The organism is Acidithiobacillus sp. TH-A67 (assembly GCF_057473545.1).
Genome location: NZ_JBYCKU010000026.1, coordinates 21,461 through 46,928, shown reverse-complemented (window position 1 = coordinate 46,928; position 25,468 = coordinate 21,461). Strand labels below are relative to the sequence as shown.

28 protein-coding genes are annotated in these 25,468 nt (G+C 52.3%); 6 read left to right on the top strand and 22 right to left on the bottom strand.

All coding sequences use genetic code 11. The features are described 5' to 3' along the window. Positions 1 to 4 precede the first annotated feature (4 nt). Together AC2VNM_RS02950 and AC2VNM_RS02945 are read right to left on the bottom strand one after the other, a co-directional pair. On the bottom strand, positions 5 to 1,552 hold the full coding sequence (locus AC2VNM_RS02950) for a ShlB/FhaC/HecB family hemolysin secretion/activation protein (RefSeq protein ID WP_486912856.1): 1,548 nt from the start codon (positions 1,550 to 1,552) through the stop codon (positions 5 to 7). Further along, positions 1,549 to 3,690: an O-linked N-acetylglucosamine transferase, SPINDLY family protein gene (locus AC2VNM_RS02945; protein ID WP_486912855.1), complete on the bottom strand. Its 2,142-nt coding sequence runs from the start codon at positions 3,688 to 3,690 to the stop codon at positions 1,549 to 1,551. Before AC2VNM_RS02945 ends, AC2VNM_RS02950 begins: the two co-directional genes overlap by 4 nt. Before the next feature lie 360 nt (positions 3,691 to 4,050). On the opposite strand from AC2VNM_RS02945, the gene AC2VNM_RS02940 reads away from it, so the two are divergent. From AC2VNM_RS02940 to AC2VNM_RS02925, 4 genes are all read left to right on the top strand, one after another. After that, positions 4,051 to 4,845 (top strand): ABC transporter permease, encoded by a 795-nt coding sequence (locus AC2VNM_RS02940; RefSeq protein ID WP_486912854.1) that lies wholly within the window; start codon positions 4,051 to 4,053, stop codon positions 4,843 to 4,845. Positions 4,846 to 4,849: 4 nt separating this feature from the next. Next, on the top strand, positions 4,850 to 5,563 hold the full coding sequence (locus AC2VNM_RS02935; protein WP_486912853.1) for an ABC transporter ATP-binding protein: 714 nt from the start codon (positions 4,850 to 4,852) through the stop codon (positions 5,561 to 5,563). Between the two features lie 68 nt (positions 5,564 to 5,631). Then, entirely contained in the window at positions 5,632 to 7,776 is a 2,145-nt protein-coding gene (locus AC2VNM_RS02930) for a glycosyltransferase (protein WP_486912852.1), read from the top strand. A 105-nt stretch (positions 7,777 to 7,881) separates the two neighbouring features. Continuing rightward, positions 7,882 to 9,945, top strand: a complete 2,064-nt coding sequence (locus AC2VNM_RS02925; protein ID WP_486912851.1) for a glycosyltransferase — start codon at positions 7,882 to 7,884, stop codon at positions 9,943 to 9,945. A 1-nt stretch (position 9,946) separates the two neighbouring features. On the opposite strand, the gene AC2VNM_RS02920 is transcribed toward AC2VNM_RS02925, so the two are convergent. The 19 genes from AC2VNM_RS02920 to AC2VNM_RS02830 all read right to left on the bottom strand — a co-directional run bounded on the left by AC2VNM_RS02920 (position 9,947) and on the right by AC2VNM_RS02830 (position 23,694). Continuing rightward, positions 9,947 to 10,867: a glycosyltransferase family 2 protein gene (locus AC2VNM_RS02920; RefSeq protein ID WP_486912849.1), complete on the bottom strand. Its 921-nt coding sequence runs from the start codon at positions 10,865 to 10,867 to the stop codon at positions 9,947 to 9,949. Then, positions 10,864 to 11,943: a glycosyltransferase family 4 protein gene (locus AC2VNM_RS02915; protein WP_486912848.1), complete on the bottom strand. Its 1,080-nt coding sequence runs from the start codon at positions 11,941 to 11,943 to the stop codon at positions 10,864 to 10,866. Before AC2VNM_RS02915 ends, AC2VNM_RS02920 begins: the two co-directional genes overlap by 4 nt. Beyond that, a complete protein-coding gene (locus AC2VNM_RS02910; RefSeq protein WP_486912847.1) occupies positions 11,943 to 12,848 on the bottom strand; it encodes a glycosyltransferase family 2 protein in 906 nt (301 codons plus the stop codon). The genes AC2VNM_RS02915 and AC2VNM_RS02910 overlap by 1 nt, the downstream gene beginning before the upstream one ends. Then, positions 12,841 to 13,953, bottom strand: a complete 1,113-nt coding sequence (gene glf / locus AC2VNM_RS02905) for a UDP-galactopyranose mutase (RefSeq protein ID WP_486912846.1) — start codon at positions 13,951 to 13,953, stop codon at positions 12,841 to 12,843. The genes AC2VNM_RS02910 and glf overlap by 8 nt, the downstream gene beginning before the upstream one ends. Positions 13,954 to 14,054: 101 nt before the next feature. Then, positions 14,055 to 15,044 (bottom strand): glycosyltransferase family 2 protein, encoded by a 990-nt coding sequence (locus AC2VNM_RS02900; protein WP_486912844.1) that lies wholly within the window; start codon positions 15,042 to 15,044, stop codon positions 14,055 to 14,057. Between the two features lie 16 nt (positions 15,045 to 15,060). After that, positions 15,061 to 16,548 (bottom strand): O-antigen translocase, encoded by a 1,488-nt coding sequence (locus tag AC2VNM_RS02895; RefSeq protein WP_486912843.1) that lies wholly within the window; start codon positions 16,546 to 16,548, stop codon positions 15,061 to 15,063. Further along, on the bottom strand, positions 16,545 to 17,657 hold the full coding sequence (locus tag AC2VNM_RS02890; RefSeq protein ID WP_486912842.1) for a DegT/DnrJ/EryC1/StrS family aminotransferase: 1,113 nt from the start codon (positions 17,655 to 17,657) through the stop codon (positions 16,545 to 16,547). The genes AC2VNM_RS02895 and AC2VNM_RS02890 overlap by 4 nt, the downstream gene beginning before the upstream one ends. Next, positions 17,642 to 18,055: a sugar 3,4-ketoisomerase gene (locus tag AC2VNM_RS02885; RefSeq protein WP_486912841.1), complete on the bottom strand. Its 414-nt coding sequence runs from the start codon at positions 18,053 to 18,055 to the stop codon at positions 17,642 to 17,644. Before AC2VNM_RS02885 ends, AC2VNM_RS02890 begins: the two co-directional genes overlap by 16 nt. A gap of 2 nt (positions 18,056 to 18,057) precedes the next feature. Then, positions 18,058 to 18,567: a GNAT family N-acetyltransferase gene (locus AC2VNM_RS02880; RefSeq protein WP_486912840.1), complete on the bottom strand. Its 510-nt coding sequence runs from the start codon at positions 18,565 to 18,567 to the stop codon at positions 18,058 to 18,060. After that, positions 18,557 to 19,111 (bottom strand): acyltransferase, encoded by a 555-nt coding sequence (locus AC2VNM_RS02875; RefSeq protein ID WP_486912839.1) that lies wholly within the window; start codon positions 19,109 to 19,111, stop codon positions 18,557 to 18,559. Before AC2VNM_RS02875 ends, AC2VNM_RS02880 begins: the two co-directional genes overlap by 11 nt. A 5-nt stretch (positions 19,112 to 19,116) precedes the next feature. Next, complete coding sequence (locus AC2VNM_RS02870) at positions 19,117 to 19,503, bottom strand: oligosaccharide flippase family protein (protein WP_486912838.1); 387 nt, start codon at positions 19,501 to 19,503, stop codon at positions 19,117 to 19,119. A gap of 116 nt (positions 19,504 to 19,619) precedes the next feature. Then, entirely contained in the window at positions 19,620 to 20,186 is a 567-nt protein-coding gene (locus tag AC2VNM_RS02865) for a Uma2 family endonuclease (RefSeq protein ID WP_486912837.1), read from the bottom strand. Positions 20,187 to 20,350: 164 nt separating this feature from the next. Beyond that, positions 20,351 to 20,761, bottom strand: coding sequence for a type II toxin-antitoxin system VapC family toxin (locus tag AC2VNM_RS02860; RefSeq protein WP_486912836.1), 411 nt, complete (start codon positions 20,759 to 20,761; stop codon positions 20,351 to 20,353). After that, complete coding sequence (locus AC2VNM_RS02855) at positions 20,743 to 20,994, bottom strand: AbrB/MazE/SpoVT family DNA-binding domain-containing protein (RefSeq protein WP_486912835.1); 252 nt, start codon at positions 20,992 to 20,994, stop codon at positions 20,743 to 20,745. Before AC2VNM_RS02855 ends, AC2VNM_RS02860 begins: the two co-directional genes overlap by 19 nt. 83 nt (positions 20,995 to 21,077) lie before the next feature. After that, positions 21,078 to 21,635, bottom strand: coding sequence for a Uma2 family endonuclease (locus AC2VNM_RS02850; protein ID WP_486912834.1), 558 nt, complete (start codon positions 21,633 to 21,635; stop codon positions 21,078 to 21,080). Positions 21,636 to 21,794: 159 nt separating this feature from the next. After that, a complete protein-coding gene (locus tag AC2VNM_RS02845) occupies positions 21,795 to 22,034 on the bottom strand; it encodes a type II toxin-antitoxin system RelE/ParE family toxin (RefSeq protein ID WP_486912833.1) in 240 nt (79 codons plus the stop codon). Between the two features lie 41 nt (positions 22,035 to 22,075). Next, positions 22,076 to 22,348: a CopG family ribbon-helix-helix protein gene (locus AC2VNM_RS02840; protein ID WP_486912832.1), complete on the bottom strand. Its 273-nt coding sequence runs from the start codon at positions 22,346 to 22,348 to the stop codon at positions 22,076 to 22,078. 219 nt (positions 22,349 to 22,567) lie between these two features. Next, positions 22,568 to 23,128 (bottom strand): Uma2 family endonuclease, encoded by a 561-nt coding sequence (locus AC2VNM_RS02835; protein ID WP_486912831.1) that lies wholly within the window; start codon positions 23,126 to 23,128, stop codon positions 22,568 to 22,570. Next, positions 23,125 to 23,694 carry a Uma2 family endonuclease gene (locus AC2VNM_RS02830; protein WP_486912830.1) on the bottom strand — a complete coding sequence of 190 codons (570 nt, stop codon included), beginning with the start codon at positions 23,692 to 23,694 and terminating at the stop codon, positions 23,125 to 23,127. Before AC2VNM_RS02830 ends, AC2VNM_RS02835 begins: the two co-directional genes overlap by 4 nt. 81 nt (positions 23,695 to 23,775) lie before the next feature. On the opposite strand from AC2VNM_RS02830, the gene AC2VNM_RS02825 reads away from it, so the two are divergent. Beyond that, positions 23,776 to 23,907 carry a hypothetical protein gene (locus tag AC2VNM_RS02825; protein ID WP_486912829.1) on the top strand — a complete coding sequence of 44 codons (132 nt, stop codon included), beginning with the start codon at positions 23,776 to 23,778 and terminating at the stop codon, positions 23,905 to 23,907. A gap of 17 nt (positions 23,908 to 23,924) precedes the next feature. On the opposite strand, the gene atpC is transcribed toward AC2VNM_RS02825, so the two are convergent. Further along, positions 23,925 to 24,437, bottom strand: a complete 513-nt coding sequence (gene atpC / locus AC2VNM_RS02820; protein ID WP_486912828.1) for an ATP synthase F1 subunit epsilon — start codon at positions 24,435 to 24,437, stop codon at positions 23,925 to 23,927. Positions 24,438 to 24,588: 151 nt separating this feature from the next. On the opposite strand from atpC, the gene AC2VNM_RS02815 reads away from it, so the two are divergent. After that, the gene (locus AC2VNM_RS02815) at positions 24,589 to 25,461 is read left to right on the top strand and encodes an energy transducer TonB (RefSeq protein WP_486912827.1); all 873 of its coding nucleotides are present in this window, start codon (positions 24,589 to 24,591) and stop codon (positions 25,459 to 25,461) included. Positions 25,462 to 25,468: the final 7 nt, after the last annotated feature.

Sequence of the window (25,468 nt, the reverse complement as noted above, 5' to 3'; positions counted from 1 at the left end):
CCTGTCAGAATGTTTGCGTAAACAGAAAATAGGCATCGATTCGGCTATTACGCACGGCAGCCAGTTCGGAGGAAGAAAATCCATTATGACCGACAGGTATCGCGGTCATGGCGTTGATGGACGTACCCCAGGGACTGGATAACGTGACCCCCAATCCTATGTCTGAGAGGCTTTTCCAGGGTCTTTGTCCGGGGGAGAGATAATGATCGGTAACTGCGACATCCTCGCCAAACAGAGAACCCGTAGCCGTGAATTTCCCCAAACGAACGGAAGGTGCCTGCACGCTGATTCGTCCGGCATAGCCTGAATCGCCCTGTATAACTCCTGGCGTATATGCCGACAGGTTGCCAAACCCGCCAACTACATACTGATTATTGGCCGGCATGGTCTGATTTGACCATTGGCCACTGGCACTACCTTGCAAGGAGAAACCCAGGGGTAAGCTCTGCATCGCATTGATTTGTAATGTCAGGTACGTGAATTTTGGGCTGGGTGCTCCAAGGGAGTCAATGAAACTCCCATGATAACCACTGACTCCATGATTAATTGTCGCGGCCAACGCCAGATTACCAGCACGCTGAAAGAGCTGATACTGATGATTCACATTAGCGCCAAAGGTGTAATACTGATAATTCTGGTCACTCAAGGTATACAATCCATCCAAAACTGTTTCCTTGTAATCAGAAAAGGTGTATGCCTCATTTACTGAAATTCTATTTGTAGTATTGGCAAACAACAATTGCGAGCCGGTCAATGAAGTAATGGCAACATTGCCCGTAAAGTAATATGGCGCCGTCACTTCTCCTAAACGATAGTGCGTCCATTGTTGGCTAGCACCATAAATGCCCCATGGAGTGATCACGCTAAAGCCGAGAGTACCGTTATAGTAGGTACTACCTTTACTTTTCTCGCTCAGCCCAGAAATTCCATAATTGAATCCTCCGCTGAGCAGTATTCCGTGACCTGGCTGCAAGGAGAGATTCAGACCAGAAATGTAGCTGGATGTATATCTGCTGCCATAGTTACCAAAGGTGACCGAGCCATTCAGAGGATAAAAATTTGGGTTTGGCCGCTGCTGTACAGATAGGTTCGTACCCCCAGGATTACTGGATGGCGAGAAGCCGACATTCATTTGCATCCCATTGCGAGAGCTGTATGCGTCCGCAAGAATGTTTCTGCGGATCATTTGCGATGCAGTGAGATCTTGCCCCTCCAGTCCGGCATAAAAAGGAGCCAGATCGGAGCTAACGTCCTTTTGTATAATCTGACCTTGCACGACGTAGATATGGACATCATTATGATCAACCTTTGCCCGGGCGACCACTAGAAAATATCCCCGTTCACGGTAAGCCGTGATAAGCCGGCGCAACGCTTCCTTAGGTGTCCGGGATGTGTTGATGATGTTCGTAATGACATCAGGCTCAAGCAAGGTATTACCCGTAATGAGATAGCGGATGCCATGACTGCGGACAAGCAGCGGGTTCTGCCCGTACTGTGGTGCCGGCAACTGGATAAGGCTGGAAGGATGAACGGTGGGCTGCTGGAAAATCAAGGCAGGCCCCCTTCCTGTTGCTGCGCCTGCTTTTTCTGCCAGACTTCCAAATATAGGGCCTCTAGATCCCGAACGAGACTTGCCGTGTCAAAGACGGGCAGGCTTTCTCGATGCGCACGAAGGTGTTCTCGCCACCGGTGTAATCTTGAGGGGTCGCGGGCGACTGCGATAGCCGTATCCTGGTAGCTTTCCCAATCTCCCAAAATGCAGTCTGCCAAACCAGCAGAGTCCAGCAGGCTGGCACAAACCCGCGCAGAAAATGTCTCGCCTGGCACGGTGAGAATCGGGACACCAGCCCATAGCGCATCTGTCGCGGTGGTATGAGCATTGTAGTACTCAGTGTCGAGAAAGAGATCAGCCACCTGCATACGCTGCAAGTGTTCTTCACGCGGTAGCTGTGGACCCAAGATGATACGACTGGGATCTATCCCGTGCTGCTGGGCGGTCTCTTTCAGATGCCTATCCACCAAGGAGCCACTGGCATAAGTCCAGAACACACTGTTGGGTACAGCCTTGAGTATGTTCATCCAGAGCGAAAAAACCCGCGGCGTGAATTTGTAGGCCGTATTGAAACAACAATACACAAAACCCTCGGTGGGAAGGCCGAGTGAGGCGCGGTCCGGAGAGCCACGAAGATCTACCTCACGAACGCTATTGATTTGGTAGCTGTTGGGTAGCCGCAGAACTACCTCGGAAAAGGCCTCTGCATGAGACTCCGGAGTAACCCACTTATCGCCAATGATGTAATCGACAAAATCAGCGCCAGTGGTACCCGGGTAGCCAAGATAGTTGATCTGAACGGGCGCAGGACGTCGTGCAAGAACACCCAACCGATTGTCAGAAGTGTGACCCATCAAGTCCACCAGAATCTGGATACCATCGCTGGCAATCTGGCCTGCGATACTCTCTTCGGACCACCCACGCATTTCCACGAAATGCTCGGCAGCCCCCCGAATACGATGACGATAAACGCTGCTATCATCTACGCCCCAGCTATAGACGAACACCTCAAACCGCTCTCGATCGTGCAGACCGTAAAGCATCAACGTATTGTGGGCGTTGGGATGATTGCGCACATCCGCAATCATGTAACCGATACGCAGCCGTCCTTCCTGAAATGCTTTCTCTGTATACCGGTTATTCTTGTCCAACGGAATCAAACTCGCGCTATTGGCGCGAGCAATGGCCAGTTGCTGAAGACCATTGCAAGGAATGTAGAGCGAAGTAAAGGCGCGAACAACCGGTTGTTGACGTTCGTCGATACAGCGCTGCACATAGTCTACCAACCGCTGTTCTAGAATTGCGATATCATCTCGCCAATCGCACGCACGCCGACGAGCTTCCACCAATCCATCGAGCGCTTGCATAGCGTCGGGCTTTAAAGCAATAGCTTTCTCATAGGCTGAAATCGATTGCGGAAGTCGGCCAAGAGCAAAATTTACGGCACCCGATGCACTCCAGCCATCCGCAAATTCTGGCCACTTGCTGGTGAGCCTTTCCAACACCTCCATAGCGGCTTCCGTGTGACCCGAGAGCATGAGAGCTGTCGCGAGGAAATGGTGCACAACCGGATTTTCGGGAGCATTTGCCGCGGCAAGTTGATATTGCGGAATCGCGGCAGACCACCCATCTTTGAGGCGCACGGCCTGCGCAAGTCCAAAGCGGGCGGTGGGATGAGAAGGGTGCAACAACAGGCATTTCTCGTAATTTTGTATCGCTTCAGGGAGCTGTAGCGCACTCAGCTCAGCCTCGGCGAGGTTGAAAAATGCCTCAGGGTTCTGCGGTGAAAGTTCCAGCGCGCGCCGCAGGGCTGAAAGGGCGTCCTCTCTACGCCCGCGCAAGAGGAGCAAACGGCCCCAACTGTTCTGAAACGCAGTTGACTCTGGTTGGCGCTCAATAACACCCCGTAACAGCTGTTCGGCCTCATCCAACCTACCCTGCTGACAGCGGATCACACCAAGAAGATGCATGGCGTCCAAATGGCTGGGGTCGACACGCAGTATGCTGGTGTACAATTCTTCCGCAGATTGAACGCCTCCCTGACGATGGTAGGCGAGCGCAATCTGAAGAGCTTCCGCTAGTGACACCTGTCTGGAAGCAGAAGCCCGCTGCTCATTGTGGGTGGAACCTTCACTCATTCATTAGCCCTCGGAAAACGCTGTAGTTCGATTCTCTGGAGCATGGTAGCCTAGCAAACCCCGCCCGAAAGCCGCAGACTATATCATCCCGGGATGCCGATCGGAAGGGTCAGCCGCCAACAAGTACGTCGAATGCACACCTAACGATCTATTTGACACCTGCGCTGATCCTACCCAAAGCTCCTCGCCGCTGGCGCGAACCGTGAGCATACCCACCGGCCCAAGGGAAAGAAAAAGAAGTGGCGGTGTAGAAAGAAAGCAGTAGCGCAAGCCAAGCGCCATGGACAAACCGTTGACGGGAGCTTTCACGTAGGCAAGAATGCGCTACTCACATCATCGCAATCCTGACATGGCGCCCAAATGTCTTACGCTTCCACAAAGAAAACAGGCATTAACAGATATTGGCAATATCGTGATCTAGTGGCCAATCTTGTTCGAAAAGATTTAACGGTCCGCTATCAAGGCGCAATGCTTGGCTTCCTTTGGTCCCTAGGCAACCCTCTTTCCTTGATACTGCTTTATGACTTTGTGTTCACCCACGTGTTCCGCAGTAACTTGCCTAATTATATTTTATATTTGGTAATAGGCGTATTACACTATAATCTTTTTACTCAGGCAATAAGCCAAAGCTGCGAAAGCCTGATCGGCGCCACGGAGCTACTGCAGAAAATATATTTTCCACGAATCTTAATACCAACATCAACCTTACTCTTCAACTTGACCCTATGGATAGTCGCGATCGCAATCCTAATGATTCTATATCCGTTTCTTGGAGGACACTATCGCTGGATTCTTTTGCTGTATCCGTTTGCCCTGATACTTTACGTCGCCTTTATTTGGGGCTTAGTTCTGCTCTTTTCTGTGCTCCAGGTAGAATTCAGAGATCTTAAACATCTGACAGAAATTGCACTAATGTTTGGTTTCTGGTTCACTCCCATTGGATACGATATAAACTCACTACACAGCTCGACAAAGACACTTATTGAGCTAAACCCTCTTACCCAATTTATGGACATATTTCATTCATTGCTTTACCTCAACGCCATGCCGTCACTGAACCATATCATACTTGCCGCCTTATGGGCCGTCGCGGCGGTAGCCATAGGCACATTTATGTTTCATAGAAAGGCACGCCACCTCGTGGAGGACCTGTAAAACCATGGAACCCGCAGTTGTAGTTGATAACGTTACCAAGGATTTCATCCTCCGTCACAATCGCAATACCGGTATCAAGAGCCGATTTTTATCGCTTTTTTATCGCAATAAAAAGGAGCGTAAAGAAAAGTTTACCGCAGTCAGCAACGTTAGTTTTACCTTATCACAGGGCGAATCCCTGGGACTTATTGGCCATAATGGATCCGGCAAAAGTACTCTACTGCAGGTAATCGCTGGGATTATGCTTCCAACGAAAGGAACGATAACTACAAGAGGCCTGATTGCGCCACTAATTCAGTTAGGGGTAGGTTTCAACGGTGAGCTAACTGGTTACCAGAATATTTTTTTAAATGCCAGCCTGTTTGGATTCACAAACCGTCAAACCCTAGGCCTAACGAAAACTATTATTGAATTTTCAGAACTTGGAGCATTTATTGACACGCCACTCAAAAACTATTCCTCGGGAATGCAAATGCGGTTGGGTTTTTCCATAGCAGTGCATATTAATCCTCACATTATGCTGGCAGACGAAATTTTGGCAGTTGGTGACCATGATTTTCAGATTCGATGCCTTGATAAAATTGAACAACTCAGACGCAATGGTATGGCGTTGATATTGGTTACACACAACACACAGCAAGTGAAACAGTTCTGTGATAAATATATTCGTCTTGATCGGGGCAAGATCGTGGCAAGCGGAAGCTCTTCTGAATTGTAATTGTCCATTCGTTCAACAACGTTCATGTTCCTAGCAACCTACACCCTGAAACAAACCTAAGGTATGAGATGCGAATTTTAATTGTAACTCCCGATATCGACGGACCGATACGAAATGGTGGTATCGGAACCGCATTCAGCAATCTCGCGTACTGGGCCAAATCAGCAGGACACGAAATATCAATTAGTTATGCTCTTGGTCATTATAGCGAGAACGGCCCCATCGATCGGTGGATAACACACTACACACAAGCGGGTGTGCCATTTTACCCAGTCCACGAACGTAATGAGGCAGATGATCCGGAGATAGACGCAAGAGTATATCGAAGACGAGCGTGGGCGGTACATCAGTGGCTACTGCGTCGCGAGAGGGACTGGGATATGGTGATCTTTCCTGAGTGGATGGGGTTAGCGTTTTACGTCGCCCTCAGCAAACACCAAGGTCTTGCTTATCAAAACCTGGCCATCGTCGTCAATACACATAGCCCGGAGTCATGGGCAATGGAAGGCAACTTCTCCTTGCCACATTCCATTGACGACGTTGAACGAGATTTCATGGAAAGGGAAACAATCCGTCTTGCTGATTGGATCATTAGCCCAAGTCAGTACTTGCTCGAATGGATGCGTAGTCGTCACTGGGAAATGCCTGAACTATCAAGACAACGCGTAATTCCGAATATCGAGTCAACATTCGTCTCTAATCCAGACAAAGTTGCCGAAATCAATCCCACAAACAACGTCATTTTTTTTGGACGCCTTGAAATTCGCAAGGGGCTCAAGCTCTTTTGTGATGCCATTGATCGATTACCGGAACAGATACGTTACAGCATTAGAAAAATTAAATTTTTAGGGAAACCTGTCTCATCAAACGGTTTTGATAGCATAGCGTACATTAATCAGCGTTCAGCAGATTGGGGCGTTGATATAGCCATCTTGATAGACCGCGATCGAACTCGGGCTGTACGAGAACTTCAAAATCAAGGAACTTTGGTTGTAATTCCGTCGCTCGTTGAAAATTCTCCTTATACTGTTTTAGAATGCCTAAGAAATCAGGTTCGCTTCATCGCATCTAATGTTGGCGGCATACCTGAGCTTGTGGCAGAAACCGACCATAAGGACACTCTATTCACCCCGACGCCCGGCAATCTTGCTGAAACGCTACAACGCCACCTGCAACAAAACATCGGACCGGCTCGACCATCATTCACAGAATCTTTTGCGCGCCAACAATGGCGGGACTTTTTTTCGAGCGCTAATTTAAAATCATCATCGACAACGCCCAAAACGAATTTAACTCCATTGGTTAGCATCTGCCTCGTCCACCATAAAAGACCAACCTATTTGCTTCAAGCGATCGAATCTTTACGCAGGCAAACATACAAAAATTTTGAGGTTATTTTAGTCGACGATGGGAGTGATGACCCTGCCTCGATCTCGTTATTAGAGGAGCTTCGGAAGGAGTTTCTGGCTCTAGGATGGAAATTAATTCAACAGAAAAATAGTTATCTAGGCGCGGCGCGGAATCGGGCTGCTGCCTCGGCGAAAGGAGACTACATCATTTTCATGGATGATGATAATATTGCCTTTCCCAACATGGTCGAGACTTTTGTTCGAGCAGCACTTTCCAGCAATGCAGATGTGCTTACCAGTGTAATGATGTTATTTTCTGGAGATGATTATCCCGATAAGACAGGGCCAATCTGGGTTACTCTTGGAGGGTGCCTTGGCTGTGGAATATTTGAAAATCTTTACGGCGACGCACAGTCTATCTGGAGAAAGGATAGTTTCGATAAAATTTCTGGATTTACGGTAGATTATGGCTTAGGTCACGAAGATTGGGAGCTATTCTCAAACGCACTGCTTTCTGGCCTGAAGTTGGAGCTCGTGCCCGAACCTTTGTATTGGTATCGAGTCAACCCTCACGGCATGTTGCGCTCTGGCGATGCCATCGCTAATTCTTCCAGAAGCATTAGACCATTTCTGAAGGAGAATCCTCACGGTTTAGGTATGGCTTTGGCATACGCCCTCTCTCTTAACTTGCCTCAGAGTCCGGCCACAACTAAGAGACGCATTACTTTTTTTTCTATATTTAAATCCATACCAAGGTTAGTACGAGGTGGACTCAACCCAACTCGGCGCTCGCAATTTATCGGAGTTCTCCGCAGTCGCGGTTTCAAGGAGGCAATGAAACGCGCTATCTATAAATCTTCGTAATATGATTATCTGCTGCGAGATAGATGTTTCTCTTGGAAAGATACTTTTATCGTCTTACTTCATGGCGTTGTCGATTAGCGTGGACCTCGGGGCTACTATAAAATAATGAGACTAATTATTTTATGCGTTAGCGACCGCTTTTTCCTTTCCCATTTTTTGGATAGGGCAGAGCATGCGCAAGGCGCCGGCTATCGGGTAACGGTAGTTACGCCGGAAACCGGTTATGCTGACCAGATCCGGCAGTTCGGTTTTGATTTTCATTCCCTGGATTTATCGCGCCACAATATCAATCCCCTGCCGGAGCTACGGAGCATACTCCAGCTTCGTACGATTTACCGTGCGCAGCGCCCGGACCTGGTCTGGCAGATTGGCATCAAGCCCATTGTGCTGGGTACGCTGGCAGTAATTTTGGGCACGCCGGGCAGCAAGATTGTCAATGCGCCGGTTGGCCTAGGGTATGTCTTTGCCGGCGAGGATTGGAAGGCACGGCTGATTCGTCCTTTGCTGCGGCAGGCCCTCCGGCGTTTGCTGAATCCTCGCGGTAGCGTGGTCGTGTTCGAGAACCAGGAGGATCTCCACGAGCTCGAAAAAATGGGGGCGCTACGGAAGGGCAGCGGCATCGTCATCAAAGGCGCAGGGGTAGATCTACAGCAATTTCCGCTACGCCCTGAGCCTGTGGATGCTACACTAACCGTTCTTTTGGCAGCCCGCATGATCGAGGAAAAGGGCATCCGCGTTTATGTAGAAGCCGCCCGCATGTCGCGGGAGCGTGGGCGCCCGTATCGCTTTCTCCTCGCGGGTGGCGTGGATCACGAACACTCTGCGGCAATTCCAGAAGCGGACTTGCAGGCATGGAGCGAACAGGGTGTGGTCGAGTGGCTGGGAGATCAGCGGGATATGAGCTCCCTCCTGGGGCATTGTCACCTGTTCTGCCTACCCACCTGGCATCGGGAAGGCATTCCTAAGGTGTTGCTCGAAGCGATGGCAACGGGGCGAGCCATCGTGACCACGGATGTGGTGGGCTGTCGGGAGCTCATCCAGCACGAAGAAAATGGCTGGCTCGTGCCGCCGAAGGATCCTGTCGCCCTGGCCGACGCGATCGAACATCTGCTGGAGCATCCGCAGCTACGCAGGCGGCTGGCCAGCGCAGCACACAAAGACGCGGAGCGGGAGTATGCGTCGGAGATCGTTTGCCGGAAGACCTTGCGGATTTTCAAAAGTCTGGTACCGGTACCCAAAAAAACCAGTAGCCATGAGCAAAAGCGACTCGCCCGCCACCATTCTGGCATACCGGATGGAAAGATTTTATGTATAATCCCCAGTTATAACGGCTGTCTCGACCTACAGCGACTGCTCGACTCCTTGGCCATACAGGACCTGCCCCATGAGGTATTGATCATCGACTCGAGTTCCACGGACGGGACAAGGGAAATGTTGCATGCCTGTTTTCCGGATATTCGCATGCAAGTGATTGCACAAAAAAACTTTGGTCATGGCAAGACGCGGCAGATGGCCTTTGCCGAAAATCCCGACTATGCTTTTTATGTATATCTTACCCAGGACGCCTATTTTTATGATGAGGACTCTTTACGAATCCTCATCCGCGGATTTCAGGATCAGCAAATCGGTGCCGTCTGCGGCCGCCAAGTGCCGCACCTCAACGCAACTGTCTTTGCCGCTTTCTCCCGCCATTTCAATTATCCTGCCGTGGAGGAAAAACGTTGTCTACAGGATCGAGAACGCTTCGGTATCAAAACGCCCTTTCTCTCGGACTCCTGCGCTGCCTATCGCGCCCAAGCCCTCGCCGAGATTGGTGGATTTCCCGAAAACGTGCGGGTAAGTGAAGACCTCTACGTGGGTGCCAAAATGCTCCTGGCTGGATGGTGCCTCGGCTATCCGGCCGCACCCGTCTGCTACCATTCGCACAATTACACCTTGAAGCAAGAGTATCGGCGCTACCGCGACATTGGCGAATTCCACGGACAGCAACAATGGATCGCAGAGGCCTTCGGCGGAGCCGGCGGTGAGGGATTACGGTATGCGCGCTCGGAGCTTGTTTATCTCGGATTGCGCAGATTCTGGCTCTGGCCCGCATCTGTGGTGCGCAATATACTCAAGTTTTTGGCGTTTCAGTATGGGTATGCTTTTGGGGTGAAGTCCAGGAGGTGAGTTACTGGCCCATCCTGCCGCCTCTGTTGTGCAATCCGTCTCCTACTCCTCTGGCAATAAAGCGAACAATTTGCTCCCGTTCCTGCGCAAACAGGGCAAGAAAAATCAGCATCTGGACCAAGCGCTGGGCCTCCATAAACTTCCATTTTCGGGAAAGCCCCTTTTGCCTGAGAAGTAGCAGATAGTTGCGGAACAGGTAATAATAGCGAAATGGCTTGTGTAAGGGGGCATTACGCCAGCGCCCTGCCCAGACCCGCAAACGACGTTCACCCCTAGCATGGATGATCTGCGCAGAACAACAAAGGTATGCTTGGTAATTGTGCTGATGAGCCCGCAGGGTCCATTCCGTGTCCACATGATCGATAAAGAGATCTTCGCGCATAGCGCCCACCGTGCGCAGCGTCTCCATGGCAATGAGGGATCCAGAGGTAATCACAAACTCGACAGGCACCACCGATCCCTCGGGGCAGAGTTGCACACGGGTGCCAAACCAGCCGAAGATCAGCGGATCAGAAAGATGACCGGTTTCCCGATCCAGCGCGCGGGAGCCAATCGCGGCGATCTTGCCCCCTTGCTCGCGGACTTTTTCATGGGCGGTCAGGAGTTCGTGGATGAGATCAGAGGCGCACTCTGAGTCTTGGTCCAACAGTAGCACAAAGTCCATCCCGTCCCGCCGGGCGGATTCAATGCCCCGATTCAGGGCAGTTGCAATTCCCAGATTTTCTCCCAACGGGATGCAGTCGAGATTTTGTATACCCAGAGATTCGGAGAATGCCTCGCCGCAAAAAACTGTGCTGTTATCCATGAGATAGACACGTTGTACCTGCGGTGCGACCTTACGGATATTAGTTTCCAGCAAATCGGTATCTGGTTCATATGTTACGATAATCGCCGCAACCCTAGGCGCCGGAAGCTCATTCATGGCTTTACCAGACTCATCAAAAACCGCTCAAGGCGATCACAGGCACGCGTCCACGTGAACTGCTGAATCGATTGATGACCGCGCTCTGCATAGGTGATACGAAGCTCGGGATCATTAATGAGCTGAAGGACGGCATCCGCAAGTGCGGATGGGTTCTTTGGCGGTCGAAGTATCCCGTTTACCCCATCCTCCAAATATTCTCGATGACCCCCAATATCTGTTGCCACTACTGCAGCCCCGCACTGCATGGCTTCTGCTGGTGGCAACGGCCAACCTTCCCCCCAGCTTGGCGAGAGGAAAATGCCGCTTTGGTTGTATAGTGCACGGAGTTCCGTCTGACTAGGAAGCCTGTGGTATTCAATCCACGACGGGAGGTCTGCAGGTTTTTTGGGCGTGCCAAATAGGTCCAGGCGAAGATCGGGACGGCGGCTTCTCACCATCTCCAGCGCACATAAACCGTCAACACTACCCTTCCAAACCTGCTCATGGTAAAGCATGAATACAGATGCTGGGTTTCTTTGTTCTATGGAGATATCCAGTCCAAATCGCGTAAAGTCCAGCCCGTTTGGAACATATTCCGCCGACTCACCAAGATCAACCGCGATGTCTTGCAACCAACGGGAGATGACGATTTTTTCTAGAGGCAGCTTCCAGGTCTGCCGAAGGCGCTCTTCGGAAACCCCGCCCCAATTTTCCCAATGCTGTAGTAAATAGGATTTTCGCCCCTTACTCTTTGAGTAGTTGGCAACCCACTCCGCCGTTTGCCACGAAGTAGCAATGACCACATCGGCATCGGGAATATGCTTTTGATCCAATGACCATCGCCAAAGCATCCTCACACGCGGATCAATGGAAAACCAGCTCTTTGGTAGATGGCTATGATCCACTTTCCCCTGAAGATATCTAGCAAGTCTTTTGGGATAATCAATCAGTGGAGTATCCTTATATAAAAGTGCTGGATGGACAACAGAAACATCATGCCCTCTTTGGGTGAGGCCATTAGCATACTCATAGACCACCTTGAAGCCGCCGACAGGCTTCTTGCCGCGACCTGGAAGAATGAACGTGATCCGCATTAGAAAGGTACTCTTTTCTTAAACCTATTAAACCAACCGTCAAAGAACGCCGAAACAAAAAATGAAAAATCACCAATACTCTTTCTTTTAATTATCGTGTAGTAACAATATATTAGAAAGAATTTAATACTATGCCTGTATCCATGCATTTTTCCGATGTAGGCATGATTACGAAAATAACAAAAATACTTCCAAGTTCTAGAAAAATCCAAAACCCCATACTTTCCGAATAGATATTGAAATACACGACGCTCTGCAGGGTGAAAAAACAACGCGTTAACTTGCGTACCAAGAGAAAATCCAGATCTCATAATTCGGATCTGATACTCTTCTTCGTCCCCCCACATGAATAACTCAGGCCTTGGAAAACCACACTTCTCTGGAACAGTCCTGTGCATTAGAGTACCATGAAAGAAGCAGGACCAACCAAACACTAAACCATTTTCATCAGCGAGGGCATCTAACTCACTTTGCGTAACAACCAGCTTTTTAGCAATTCCAGCAGGGACTGACAGATATTGAACTTCATCTATCCGCAAGCTCGCAGGACTCAACACTGCATTCTCTGGCGTCGCGTTCAAAAGATTTTTCAGACAGTCGATATCCGGAACACCATCATCATCCATCAACCACAGCCAGTCATAGCCGGTTTGGTAGCCACGCTTCACACCCTCGTAGAAACCCCCGGCTCCGCCCGTGTTTTCGGGCAACCGCACGTAATCCATCACGGGATTGGCAAGATAACCTCGCTCTTCCAACAGCTCCGGCGCGCCATCCGTGCTGGCGTTGTCGATCAGTATAATTTTATCGACTGGCCGAGTCTGCGTAAGCAATGCATCAAGGCATTCCGTCAGCAGTTGCTTGCGATTGTAGGTGACGACGACTGCGGCGACGGTTTCACTCATTGCTCAGGCTCTCTTTGATCTGTTGCGCGCTCTTGAGGGCTGCGGCCACGACTTGATCCATATTGTAGTAGCGGTACTGCGCCAAGCGCCCGACAAAGGTAACGTTGGGTTCGGCCTCGGCCAACGCTTTATAGCGTTGGTAGCGCTCTTCGTTCTCCGGGCGCGGAATGGGGTAATACGGATCGCCTTCGGCCTGTGGATATTCGCGCACGAGGGAGGTGCCGGCGTGGCTTTGCCCGGTCGCGTGCTTGAACTCGGTGATCCTGGTGTAGGCGTGTTCGTTGGGATAATTGACGGTGCCGACCGGCTGGAACCATCCGGTGTCACTCAAGTGTTCATGGTCGAAGCGCAGTGAGCGATAAGGCAGCTTGCCGAAGCGGTAATCAAAGTAGGCGTCGATGGGGCCGGTGTAGACCGTGTGCCTGGGGCGGAGCTGCGCTTTGATTTGGGCGTAGTCGGTGTTGAGCCGAATGTGGATCTTGGGATGTTCTAGGATGCGCTCAAACATCTTGGTATAGCCATCTTTGGGCATAGCCTGGAAAGCGTCGGTGAAGTAGCGGTCGTCATCGTTGCTGCGCGTAGGGATGCGCGCGGCGACGCCGGCGCTGAGTTCGCTCAGGTCCAGCCCCCATTGTTTACGGGTATAACCGCGGAAGAATTTCTCGCACAGGTCGTGGCCGACGCTGTTGAGCACCATGTCTTCGCTGGTGCGGATGGATTCGCGAGGTTCGCGCACCTTCTCCAGATAGACGGCAACGCCGGCCTCGTCGAGGTCGAGGCCATAGAGGCGGTTGATCGTGGTGCGGTTGATGGGGATCGGCAGCAATTGGCCCTCGACTTCGGCCAGCACGCGGTGTTCGTAGTCGTGCCAGTCTGTAAAGCGTGAAAGCCACTGAAAAACCCGCTCGGCATTGGTGTGGAACAGATGCGGCCCGTAGCGGTGAATGAGCACGCCGTGGCCGTCATATTCGTCGTAGGCGTTTCCGGCGATATGTGACCGGCGATCGATGACGAGCACGTCAAAGCCCGCTTCGGCAAGTTCACGCGCGCAGGTAGCGCCAGCAAAGCCGGCGCCGACAATAAGCACATCAAGATCATCAAGCACTAATAAATCTCATTACCTTAACAAGTATACGTGAAGGCCACATAAAAGGCCAAAAAACTGCTACTTAATCTCTCCTGATTTCGCGCTACGCAGCATGCTCTTCACCACTTTTTTTGCTCTTCTAGGGACCCATGCCAATATGATCCTAAACAAAAAAACTGGGTTGACAAAAATTGATGAAACAAATGGATATCGACGAATTTCCAAAACAACCTTCCAAAATCTAATAAGTTTTTTCCAGAACCAAGAATGCGACCCTTAAAGACCGATCTCACTCCGACCATATAATTCTGATGATCGAAATTCTTATACTTATCCAAAACATAGAGATCGGATTTTAGCCAATTGTAATATGACCCACAATAAGGATCCCTCTCTCCAAACACCCTATAATATGATGAGGGATAATCAATATAACCAATCACAAGACGATTATGAAGCACCCGAAGAATCAAATCCCAATCTTCAATTTTAGAGCGCTCATCAAACTTTCCGACCATGCGCAATGATTCCGTTCTCATCACCCATGCGGATCCCCTCGTGGGCGACTGTCGAAGAGCGACCGATAAGCCAAACTGATTAAATGTATAGCTCTCACCCAAGTCAATCAGCCCCTCCATTTCTTTTACATACAGGTCGTGTTCATCGATAATAACCAGCCTGCCATACAGAACATCCAGACACTCAGAAACCATCTTATCAACAAAAATCTTGATGCTTCCCTGGTAAAGTTTGTCGTCAGATGCAAGAACTTTGATGTACTCGCCGCGCGCCAAATCTACCATCTCATTGAGCGTGACTGGCAACCCTTTATTTTCTCTAGAAAGAAAAACAAACCTAACAAATCTTTTTTCACACGCCTGGGCAAAGCTCGAAATTACATCATGAGTACCATCTCTAGATCCATCATTAATAATCAAAAACTCGATATTCTCATAATCCTGATCAATAATGCTCTGAATACACAGACCTACATAGTTATCATGGTTATATGCAGGGACGCAAATCGACACGAGTGGATTTTTATTGATTTCAGTCATCGCCACTCCAGATAACGCTTCAGATTTTTCAAACAAATCTTGATGGAACAACTCATTAACTCATCCATCACTTAGCTACCCCATCATCTCTTAACCTATTAACAAGCTTTTTCTTTAACCACGCTCGCAAATCTAATAGTTTATTCAAACGAAACAAACTATAAAAACCAAAAAATAAAACAGCTATGAGCCCAACTATCAAGCCTTCGATTTCCGAATGATCGGAACAGAAAACGATCAATCCGCCAACAATCATCAATATTACCAGCAGCAGCGTGTTTCTGCTACCGGGCCGATATCCTATCAACCGTGCGGTAATAATAGCCATCACAAGAAAGTAGATCAGATATGCAAACCAGAACGCGATACCAGTGATGACCAATCCCCAGTCGCCTACATCAACGACTATTGGGCCAATGTACGAAAGTCCCCAGATGAATTCCGTTATCATGAATAGCCCTCCCCGCCCTTTTGCCAATAGCACAAAGCCCATGGGCCAACTTGACACCTTGAGTATGTCACCCAACGCTTGCCAACGTAGCACCTCAGCGGCGGGTGCAAAGCCTTCCGTATATAACAAATGGATTAGCCATGGTGCAAGCGTAATCAACGTTAAGATTACGGGGCCTGACAACAGTAGTGCCATTTCACTCTGTTCACTAACAAGCTTGCATGCTTGCCCATGATCTTCGATGATTTCCGTCAGACGCGGGTAATAATCCATGCCCATCGCTCCCAATACAAAGCTGATATAGGTCATGGAAATTGCCCATGCCGCTTGGAAATAACCGCTGGCATCCACTCCGAGCTCACGAAAAACAAGCGAACGGGTGGCAAGAGCAGTTCCAAGCGTCAGTAATCCAGCCAGCATTATTGGTATACCCAATTTGATCATGGCCTTTGAATGTATACCGACGCTCCGCCAATGCATCTTCCTTCGATTCAGCTTTGGCAGGCGTGCCGTATAGTAGCCAGCAACAAGCACACTGACGACGGGTGCTACAAGTACAAACCACAACACACCGCTCTGTCCTCGCCAGTATACTAATAGCACGCCCGCGATAGCAGCGATAAGCGCGCCGATTATGTTAACGAGCGCAAGATCGCGAATTCTGCGTAAACCCTGCAGTAGCGCCGTCTGCGATCCGGCGAGAAGGGTAAAAAGTACACCCAAGCTAATCCAGCCAACTTCATGGGCATACCTAGAATCATCAAATATCCATATCGCTACAGGACCGCGCAACAACCACAGACCGATCATGCCAGCGATGCCAAGTACTAGGCTCCCCAACCAAAGGGCGCGCCGCACTCCAGCCAGAACGTCCGCTTTGCCGCCAGTTGCAGCGATCTGACGCACTCCACTATTGCTTAAACCACAGCCAGCCACTGTGGATACGATGTTCATGATATTAGTGTAAAGGCCCATCAGACCAATACCGGTTGGCCCTAGAAGAACTGCTAAAATCTTCACTTTGGCGATGCCGATGGCGATGTTGATAGCCGAGGCACCGCCGATAATGGCGCTGGACTTGAATATCTGACGATGTGAGCTCATGGCTTGCAGCCCAAAATGGCCGCGATCACCTTATCCCTTTGGGCACCATCCAGATGCGGCCCCATGGGCAGACTGAGCACTTCATCGGCCATGGCCTCGGCAATCGGAAAGGACCCACGCTGATAGCCAAGGTCTGCGTAGGCCTGCTGCAAATGTGGTGGGATCGGGTAATGGATTAGAGTTCCAATTCCAGCTTCGTTCAGCTTCTGTTGCAAGTTGTCGCGCTTGGAATGGCGCACGACGAACAGGTGCCATACAGGTTCGGCCCACTCCGGAACGAGGGGAAGAGTAAGTCCCAAGTTTTTTAGGTTGCCCAGATAGTGCGATGCAATGTTTCGCCGACGTTCGTTCCATTCGTCGAGATGCCGAAGCTTGACGCTGAGAATGGCGGCTTGTATGGGATCAAGACGACTGTTGTAGCCTTGTTCTTCGTTGACATATTTAACCCTGGAGCCATAGTTACGCAAAGTGCGTAGTCGTGAAGCCAGCTTTGCATCATTGGTGGTAACTGCTCCTCCATCCCCCAATGCGCCAAGATTCTTGCCAGGATAGAAGCTCCAGGCTACGGCATCTCCATGCGCCCCGAGTCGTTTGCCTTTGTAGCGCGCGCCATGGGCCTGTGCGCCATCCTCAAGTACACGCAACCCATATTTGCCGGCAATTTCCAGAATGGGATCAAGGTCCGCCGGCTGCCCATACAGGTGAACTGGAATGATGGCCTTGGTGCGGGCGGTAATGGCTGACTCGATTCGAGTGGGATCAATATTGTACGTCGCTGCGTCCGGCTCCACAGGCATTGGCGTTGCACCACATTGGCTGACCGCAAGCCATGTGGCAATGTACGTATTGGATGGGACGATCACCTCGTCACTCGGGCCAATGTCCATGGCACGCAGCGCAAGGTGCAGAGCATCGAGGCCGTTGCCGACGCCTATGGCATGTTCGGTTTCACAGAATTGAGCAAAGTCCTTTTCAAATACCTCTACTTCCGGGCCAAGAATATACCATCCAGAGCCCATGGAATTCAATACGGCTTGATCAATCTCATCTCTCAATTCAAGATAAGCTGTACGCAGATCGAGGAACGGGATATTCATTTGTTCAAACACTGTGCTTGAAGGTACTCTTCGTAGTTTCTGTAATAATCCGACTCATCGTATTTGTTAGAAGCCAGGACCATGCATACTGAACCTGATGAAAAATTATCAAGTTCACGCCAAATCATGGGACAAATATACAATCCGTTATAAGATCGGTTGAGGTGAACACGCTTCTTCTTTCCACCATCGTCAAGAACCACATCAAAACTTCCCGACATGGCGACAATCAACTGATGAAGTCCCTTATGCGCGTGGCCGCCACGTTCAGCTCCACCTGGAACATCGTAGAGGTAATATACCCTCTTGATATCGAAAGGTATATGCACTCCACCTTCAATAAAGGTGAGATTACCCCTAGGGTCACTTATTTTTGGGAGATCTACAATTTTACAAAGATCAATATCCATTTTTATTCCTCGATCTTTATAGGTACAGGCAAGTATTTATGATAACGCTTGCGAGAAGCTTTTATCGCTGCTTCATTAATTTGGTAAAAGTAATCCTGCTTACTTTCACCGGTACGCACCGCTCCGAAACGTTCATGAAATCGCCAGACATGCTTATTCCGCTTGCGAACATCGAAATGTGCCGCTTGGAAGCCGAGGTGATCCATGGCATAGGCGTAAACCATCAGCGCAGACTCAACGGCAGCATGGGCAGGAGCACCAGCCTTAATGATCCAACTACCCCAGCAAAAGCTATTTCCTCGTGGATCATAGAGGCGCACGGTGCCCACGGACTCACCAAGCGAGTCTTCAATGATGAAATATGCTTGATCCCTGGTTGAGGCATACGCTTCCATCCAAGCGCGTTGTCGTTCAAAATCCGACGGGGTATGTGACAGATACCGGGATTTTTGTGCATCAGTGCGAAGTCCAAGGATAAAGCTTGTGTCTGCAGTATTGGCATCACGGAACATGAGCGTCCTTCCGATGACTCGTGACGCCTTGTAGATCGATGGCATTTTCCTGGTGCTCACGCCGATGCTCCACCTGACCTATAACACGTGCTGGGTTGCCCACGACGACTGCGCCCGGTGGAACCGTACGCGTAACAACCGCACCAGCGCCAACCATGGCCATTGCTCCTATGGTAATGCCTGGCAGGATCACAGCCCCCCCCCCGATGGAAGCGCCCTGCTGGATGGTGGTCTGCAGAAAACTTTCCGGCCAAACCTTGGAGCGCGGAAATTTGTCATTGGTGAAGGTGACATTCGGGCCAATGAACACATCATCCTCGATGCGCAGTCCATCCCAGAGCTGGACTCCACTCTTGATGGTGACACGGTCGCCCACAACAACGTCATTCTCGATGAATACCTGAGCACAGATATTGCACTCGCGCCCTATTTTGGCCTTGGGGAGAACCACGACATACTGCCAAATACTGGTGCCTTCACCGATCTGCGTGGACTGAACGTCGGAGAGCTGATGGATTTTCGGAAAAGACTTGGTACCTGTCATTTAACTTACCCCTCTAAGGTACAGCGGCTGCGGAAGTTGCACATTGCCTGGATGAGGACGGTGATGAGCGCCACGCCGCCAAGCGCCAGAGCGAACCTGATACCCCTCACTGCACCAATGATCCCTCCGAGTTTCTGCGAATCTCCTCGGTATGCCGCCACCGCTCGGGTTGAGCCTAGATTGAAACCATAGTCGGTCAGGACGACAAAGTGCTGAATGAATGCCTGGGCAAACGCTACCCGCCCAAAGTTTTCTGGGCCTAACACGCGCACCAGATAGGGCACCGTGATCAGCGGCAAGAGATAGTTGGCACCCTGGAGGGTGAATAACGACGCCATATTGGCAAACAGGCACTTCCTATCAGACGCCGCCAGACGGCTTGGCTCGCTCATCTTCAGAGCACCTTGGATTCATTCACGGAGTTGAACATCCCGTCCTCAGCCCTAAACTCTGCAAAACGGTCGATTTGAGGTGCTTCCACACTACTGATACGCATCAGACGGCTCCATCACCCACGATCAACATCTGCATAGATGTCGTCGAGCGCGATCTCCAGCTCCACGCAGCCGAGGCGAACCGTGCCCTGGGTATAGCGGTCATGCGTCCAATCGTCCGTAACACGACGATAGAGGTCGAGCCGCCGACTATCCTGCGCCACCAGAAGGTATTCGCGCAAGCTGGCGATGCCGGTGTAGGCGTAGAGCTTTTCGCAGCGATCGATACGTTCGGTGTTCTCGGACAGGACCTCGATGAGCAGACAGGGCTTTTCGCGGTAATAGTCCGGGCGGTCGTCGGGCGCGCAGGCGAGCATCAGGTCGGGATAGTAGAAGGCATCTTCGCCGGCACGCTGGATATGGACTTTCATATCGTTGACGAAAAGCTGGCAGCCTTTCCGACGGCTTGCCGGATACAGTAGGGCGTGCAACGCGCCGACGAGCAATCCGTGACGCGCGCTGGCTCCCGTCATGGCGTAGACGCGACCGGCCACGTATTCGTGGCGAAGCTCCCCATCCTGCTGTCCAGCCAGATAGTCGGCGACGCTGATCTCCTGCGTCCGGGCGCTCTGCGTGGACATGGGCATTCTCCGATTCGCGTGCGATACCCCGGTATCATCGCACGCTGACGGGCGGGGATAAACGGAAGCGCATTTCAGTCCACTCAACTTTGTTGCTTCGTACGGTCTCGGGGATTGTTGCGGGATTTTGTCGTCGCGTGCGTACTTCCTTCGGCTAGCCTGCGTCACAACACACGAGCTGATTGCCCTTGGGCCGTGAGAAGTGCCACTGCCTTCTTATCGAAGGAAACGAAGGTTTCTCCGCCAAGCCAATTGCCCTCATAAGCAATGACGCCATCGGCAAAATCTCCGCCCGCGTCGAATACCAGCAAACCGGCCTCTACGGCAGGCCGGTTTACTTCCACATTGGCGGCGGCCAGCAGTGTCCGGATTGCGCTGGCCACATCGGCTCGCTGGAACCCATATACGCGAAGCAACACCCAAACAAATTCGCAAAGGCACGGTAACGCAACGGCGACCAACTCGGCGGTGGTCAAGACGGTGATGGCGGCGTTCGCTTGTACAGGATCGTCGCACACAACTGCACGCACAAGAATATTGGTATCCACTGCAATCTTCATTTCTTGCCAGCCCATCCTTGCGCTGCCGCCTCGTTGATTTCTTCAATGCTGGCAAGCTTCTGCGACTTGCCCGCGAGCAGACCAACGAAGCTGGCAATCGTCCCGGCGGGCCGCGCCGCCTTGAGTACGGCCCGGCCATCTGGCAGCAAATCCAGCTCGATCTTGTCGCCTGGCCTGATGCCGAGGTGTTGCAGGACGTTCTTCCGAAAAGTCACTTGTCCCCGTGCAGTAACGGTCAGTGTAGTCATGATGTTGTCCCCCGGCACTAGTACAGATTGATGTATTACAGGATAATGCAAAAGCGCCTTACTTTCAATGTCCATCAAACAAATCAGTACACCCAGAGATGGGAGAGATCGAGCTCGATGGCAGCAAAGGGCTCGATGGCGACAAGGTCCTGATCAGCCCAGGTACCCAGCAGTAGCCAGTGGCCGTCTTGATTGGCATAGGCCTCCAGAGTGCGGGCGTCAGGGTCGATGAGCCAGCAGTGTCCAACGCCAGCGGCGGCGTAACGCGGCAGCTTGAGAACGCGGTCGGTGCGGGCGGTGGCGGGCGAGAGTACTTCGCAGAGCCAGTCAGGGGCCTGCGCAAACCACGCGGTCTGAGGCAGAGAGGGTAGGCACTCCCGGCGCCAGCCGGCGAGATCGGGGACGAGGATGTCGTTACCCGGGTGCAACTCGGGTTCGTCCAGAATCCACCAACCGCCAGGGCCTTCTTTGCCCCAATCGAACGGCGGCATAATGCTGCCACCCAGTCCGGAACTCGCGCGGGCGTGCTTGGGTGCCGGTCTGGGGCTGGTCAGCAGCCTACCGGCAATGATCTCTCCGACGACGTTATCGGGCAGATCAAGCAGATCTTCATAACGGGCAAGACGTTTGGCGGTGCTCATGGGGCGCGCTCCTGGGTGGCGCAGTCACAAACGGTATCATTATCGCGCCGTTATCTGGCACTGGTCCATGTCGTGGGGATAAGGGTTGTCACAGCCCAAGCTCGCTACGGGAGCCAATACGCACGAGCTGCAACACTTCGTTATCGGGTTTCCGGTAGATCAATAACCAGCCTCTTTCTGGTGTCGGAATGCTAGAATATATACCGCATCCTCAACAGGTTCGTAGCGGTACAGAGCCACATATCCGGAGTCTCCGAAAGCAATCACCAGCTCGCGCAGCTCGGGCATTTCCGAGAGTGGTCGACCAATAGCAGGGGTTGTCTCCAACAGAAGGAATTGCCGCTCGATGGCTTGGCCGGCCCGTCGCGCTGCTTCCCTGGCCTTGGTGGCCAGAAACATTCGGCACCGTTCCAAACCTTCGGCTGCCCCCTCGGTGACAATTACTTGTGGCACTCAGGAACCACTGTTTCGTCTTCGCTGCCCCAAGTGTTCAACCAAGCTCGTGCTTCCTCACCAGTCAGATGCCGGCCCGTTTCTTGGTAGGCAGCCCAGGAGTGTAAGGCCTCCTGCCGGAAACTATCGCGTGCTTCTTCGCGCTCGACATACTGCCGGATGGCTTCGAGCATGATCCAGTGCGGCGAGCGACGACGCTGGCTGGCCAAGTGGCGGACGCGTTTTTTCAGCGTGTCGTCCACCTTGAGAGATGTTGCCATAGCAGGCCTCGTATTACTTGGTAATACCTAAAAATAGAGTAGTGATTTTCGGTCTCCGAATCAAGCTTCCTTGGAGCCGGTACCGGGAGCGGCGGTCTTGCGGCGCACCGATTTCTGTGAGCAAACGATATTGGGGAACGCGGCAGAAAGTATCCCGGCGCTGAAAACAGAGCCAAAAAATCTGGCATGTTAGCGAGTCACTCAGTACGCAAGCCGGGTTCAGTACACCCAGAGATGGGAAAGATCGAGCTCGATGGCGGCAAAGGGCTCGATGGCGACTACGTCCTGATCAGCCCAGGTACCCAGCAGCAGCCAGCGCCCGTCCTGATTGGCGTAGGCCTCCAGGGTGCGGGCGTCAGGGTCGATGAGCCAGCAGTGACCAACGCCAGCGGCGGCGTAACGCGGCAGCTTCAGGACCCGGTCGGTGCTGGCGGTGGCGGGCGAAAGTACTTCGCAGACCCAGTCAGGGGCCTGCGCAAACCACGCGGTCTGGGGCAGAGAGGGCAGACGCTCCCGGCGCCAGCCGGCGAGATCGGGGACGAGAATGTCGGTACCCAGATGCAACTCGGGTTCGTCCAGAATCCACCAGCCGCCGGGGCCCCCACCCCCTCCCAGATCAAAAGGATTTCCAATCCTGATGCCCAGGACCGACGAGGCACGTGCGTGCTTGGGTGCCGGTCTGGGGCTGGTCAGCAGCCTACCGGCAATGATCTCTCCGACGACGTTATCGGGCAGATCGAGCAGATCTTCATAACGGGCAAGACGTTTGGCAGTGCTCATAGGGATCCACCAAATACGCCCTCGTAGACATCGGCCACGGAGATTTCTGTGTTCACGCAATCCAGGGCGAAGCTGCCGTCCGTATATTCATCGGGTAGCCAGTCCTGGCGACGGCGGTAAACTTCGATTCGCGGTTCATCCTGCGCCACAATCAGGTATTCCTGCAGGCTGCCGATGGTGATGTAGGAAAGCAGCTTTTCCCGGCGGTCGAGGCGCTCGGTGTGTGGGCTCAATACTTCGACGAGCAGACAGGGGCGGGTGGTGAAGTAGTCCTCGCGGTCTTCTGGATCGCAGCTGAGTACCAGATCGGGATAATAGAATAGGGTTTTGCCGTGGATCTCCAGCCGGACTTTCATGTCACTGGCAAAGAGTTGGCAGGTCGTGTACTGCAAAAGTGGCCGAAGTTTGGCGGCGAGATTCACGCAGACCAGGCCATGTCGCCGACTCGCGCCGGTCATGGCATACACGACACCGTCGATGTACTCATGGCGAACCTGGCCGTCCTGTTCTCCGGCGAGGTAGTCTTCAACCGTAACAAAGGGATGCGGGGCGGACTGCAAAGTCATGGTCTGCGCTCCTGTTGCGTGCTGGTGCCTTGCAGCATAACGCGATTTTACTCCGAGCCGCACCCGCATGCATACGTCTGTATGCGATTGGTTGAGGAATGGGCTACCCAAGCTCTTGCCGAATGGGACGTAGAACGCCGTTTTCAGATCATGGCGGCACAGGGAAATATCGAGACAGCCTTGCGCGTACTGGAGCGACTGGACGCAATTTGACAGGGATGCCAGAGGAATTAATCCTCCAACGCAGATAGGTTGATTTTGGGTGGCTCTGGCACCGGCGGCCGCTGCCAGTCATATTCGCCTTTTTCCTCTGGCGGCATACTGGCATATTTTTGCAGGGCGCGATATTTGGCCAGCTCACGGCGCAGCTCCTGCTCTGCCCGTAGAAAATCCATCTCACCCGGCTTGCTGCTGGCAACAGCGGCCTTTGCCTCTGCGACCTTCTCCTGAACCGTGGCGGGGTTCAGGTCGGGAATACGGAGGCTCAGATCGGCAAGGACCATCACCCCACTGGGCAGGATTTCTGCAAATCCTCCCTCCAGAAACAAGACCTCCACGCTGCCATCCAGCAGATGCATGCGCATCTCTCCCGCCTGCAAGATGGTCAGCAGGGGGGCGTGATGGGCGAGGATGCCCAGTTCTCCGAGTTCCCCTGGCAAGGCCAGAAAAACACATTGCCCAGAAAAAACCAGCCCATGGACATCGGCCACCTGCAGCGGAAAAGTGTTTCTGGTATCGGTCATGGTTGCCATTTTTGCTGGGAAAGATGCAAACAGCGTGTCAAGTGTAAACCATCAGGAAAAGGCTAGCCACTTGGAGGCCCTCTGCTGCCCCTTGGCGGAAATGTGAATAAAAGTCTCTCCGGCTTTACTCCGCGTAGCGGATGCTTCAATCTTGCAGCCTGCGCAGGTTGCAAGAGACTTTGTGGGTGGTGAGGTGAGCGTCGGCAGTCCGTTTTATTTCTTGGTGCCCGAGGGCAAGCCGCATTGGAGCGACAGCCTTTTGCCGTGGGTAGTGCCCGCCACGCTGCTGATTGCGCTGCTGCTCTTTCTGTTGCTCTATCAACATCCGCCCAAGCACCTCGCGCTGCAGGGCAAGCAAAAGCAGTATAAGACCTTTCAGATCATGCCCGAACCGACCCGGCCGGTCGCTCCCAGCCGACCGGCCAGAGCCCAGCCTGCCCTGCCGGTACCGCACGTGCAACCGCGCCCCCGGCCCACGCCGCGGCCACAGGTCCAACCCCGACCACGGTCGCAGGTCCATCCGCTGCCGCGCTCCAGCACCCAGGCCCTTCCCGTAGAGCAGCCGGCGCCGAGCCAACCGGCCGCTGCACCGAGTACAGTATCCCCAGGCAAGGCCGTCCCGCACATCAGCCTGGGACGTCTGGAAGAACAGATGGACAACGCCGCACGCAGTGCGACCGCAGCCCCTGCCCTGCCCAAATTCCACAATCCGGAAACCCCCGCCGCCGAGTTTTACATTGCCGGCTGGATTCAGAAGTTGGAGCGGATCGGCGACCTGAACTACCCTGGTCAGATGGTGGGTAACCTGAAGGTCAAAGTGGTACTCAACCCCGAGGGAGGCTTGCAGCGCATCATCATGGTCCAGTCTTCCGGCAATTCCAAGCTCGACGCCGCGGCTGAGCAGATCATTCGCCTGTCCTTCCCCTATACCGCGTTTTCCGAGCAGCTCAAAAAGCAGACGCGGCGCATCGAGATCCCACTGAACATGCATTTCCTTGGCGTGCGCCAGGTAAATGTCTGGTAACGAGGAG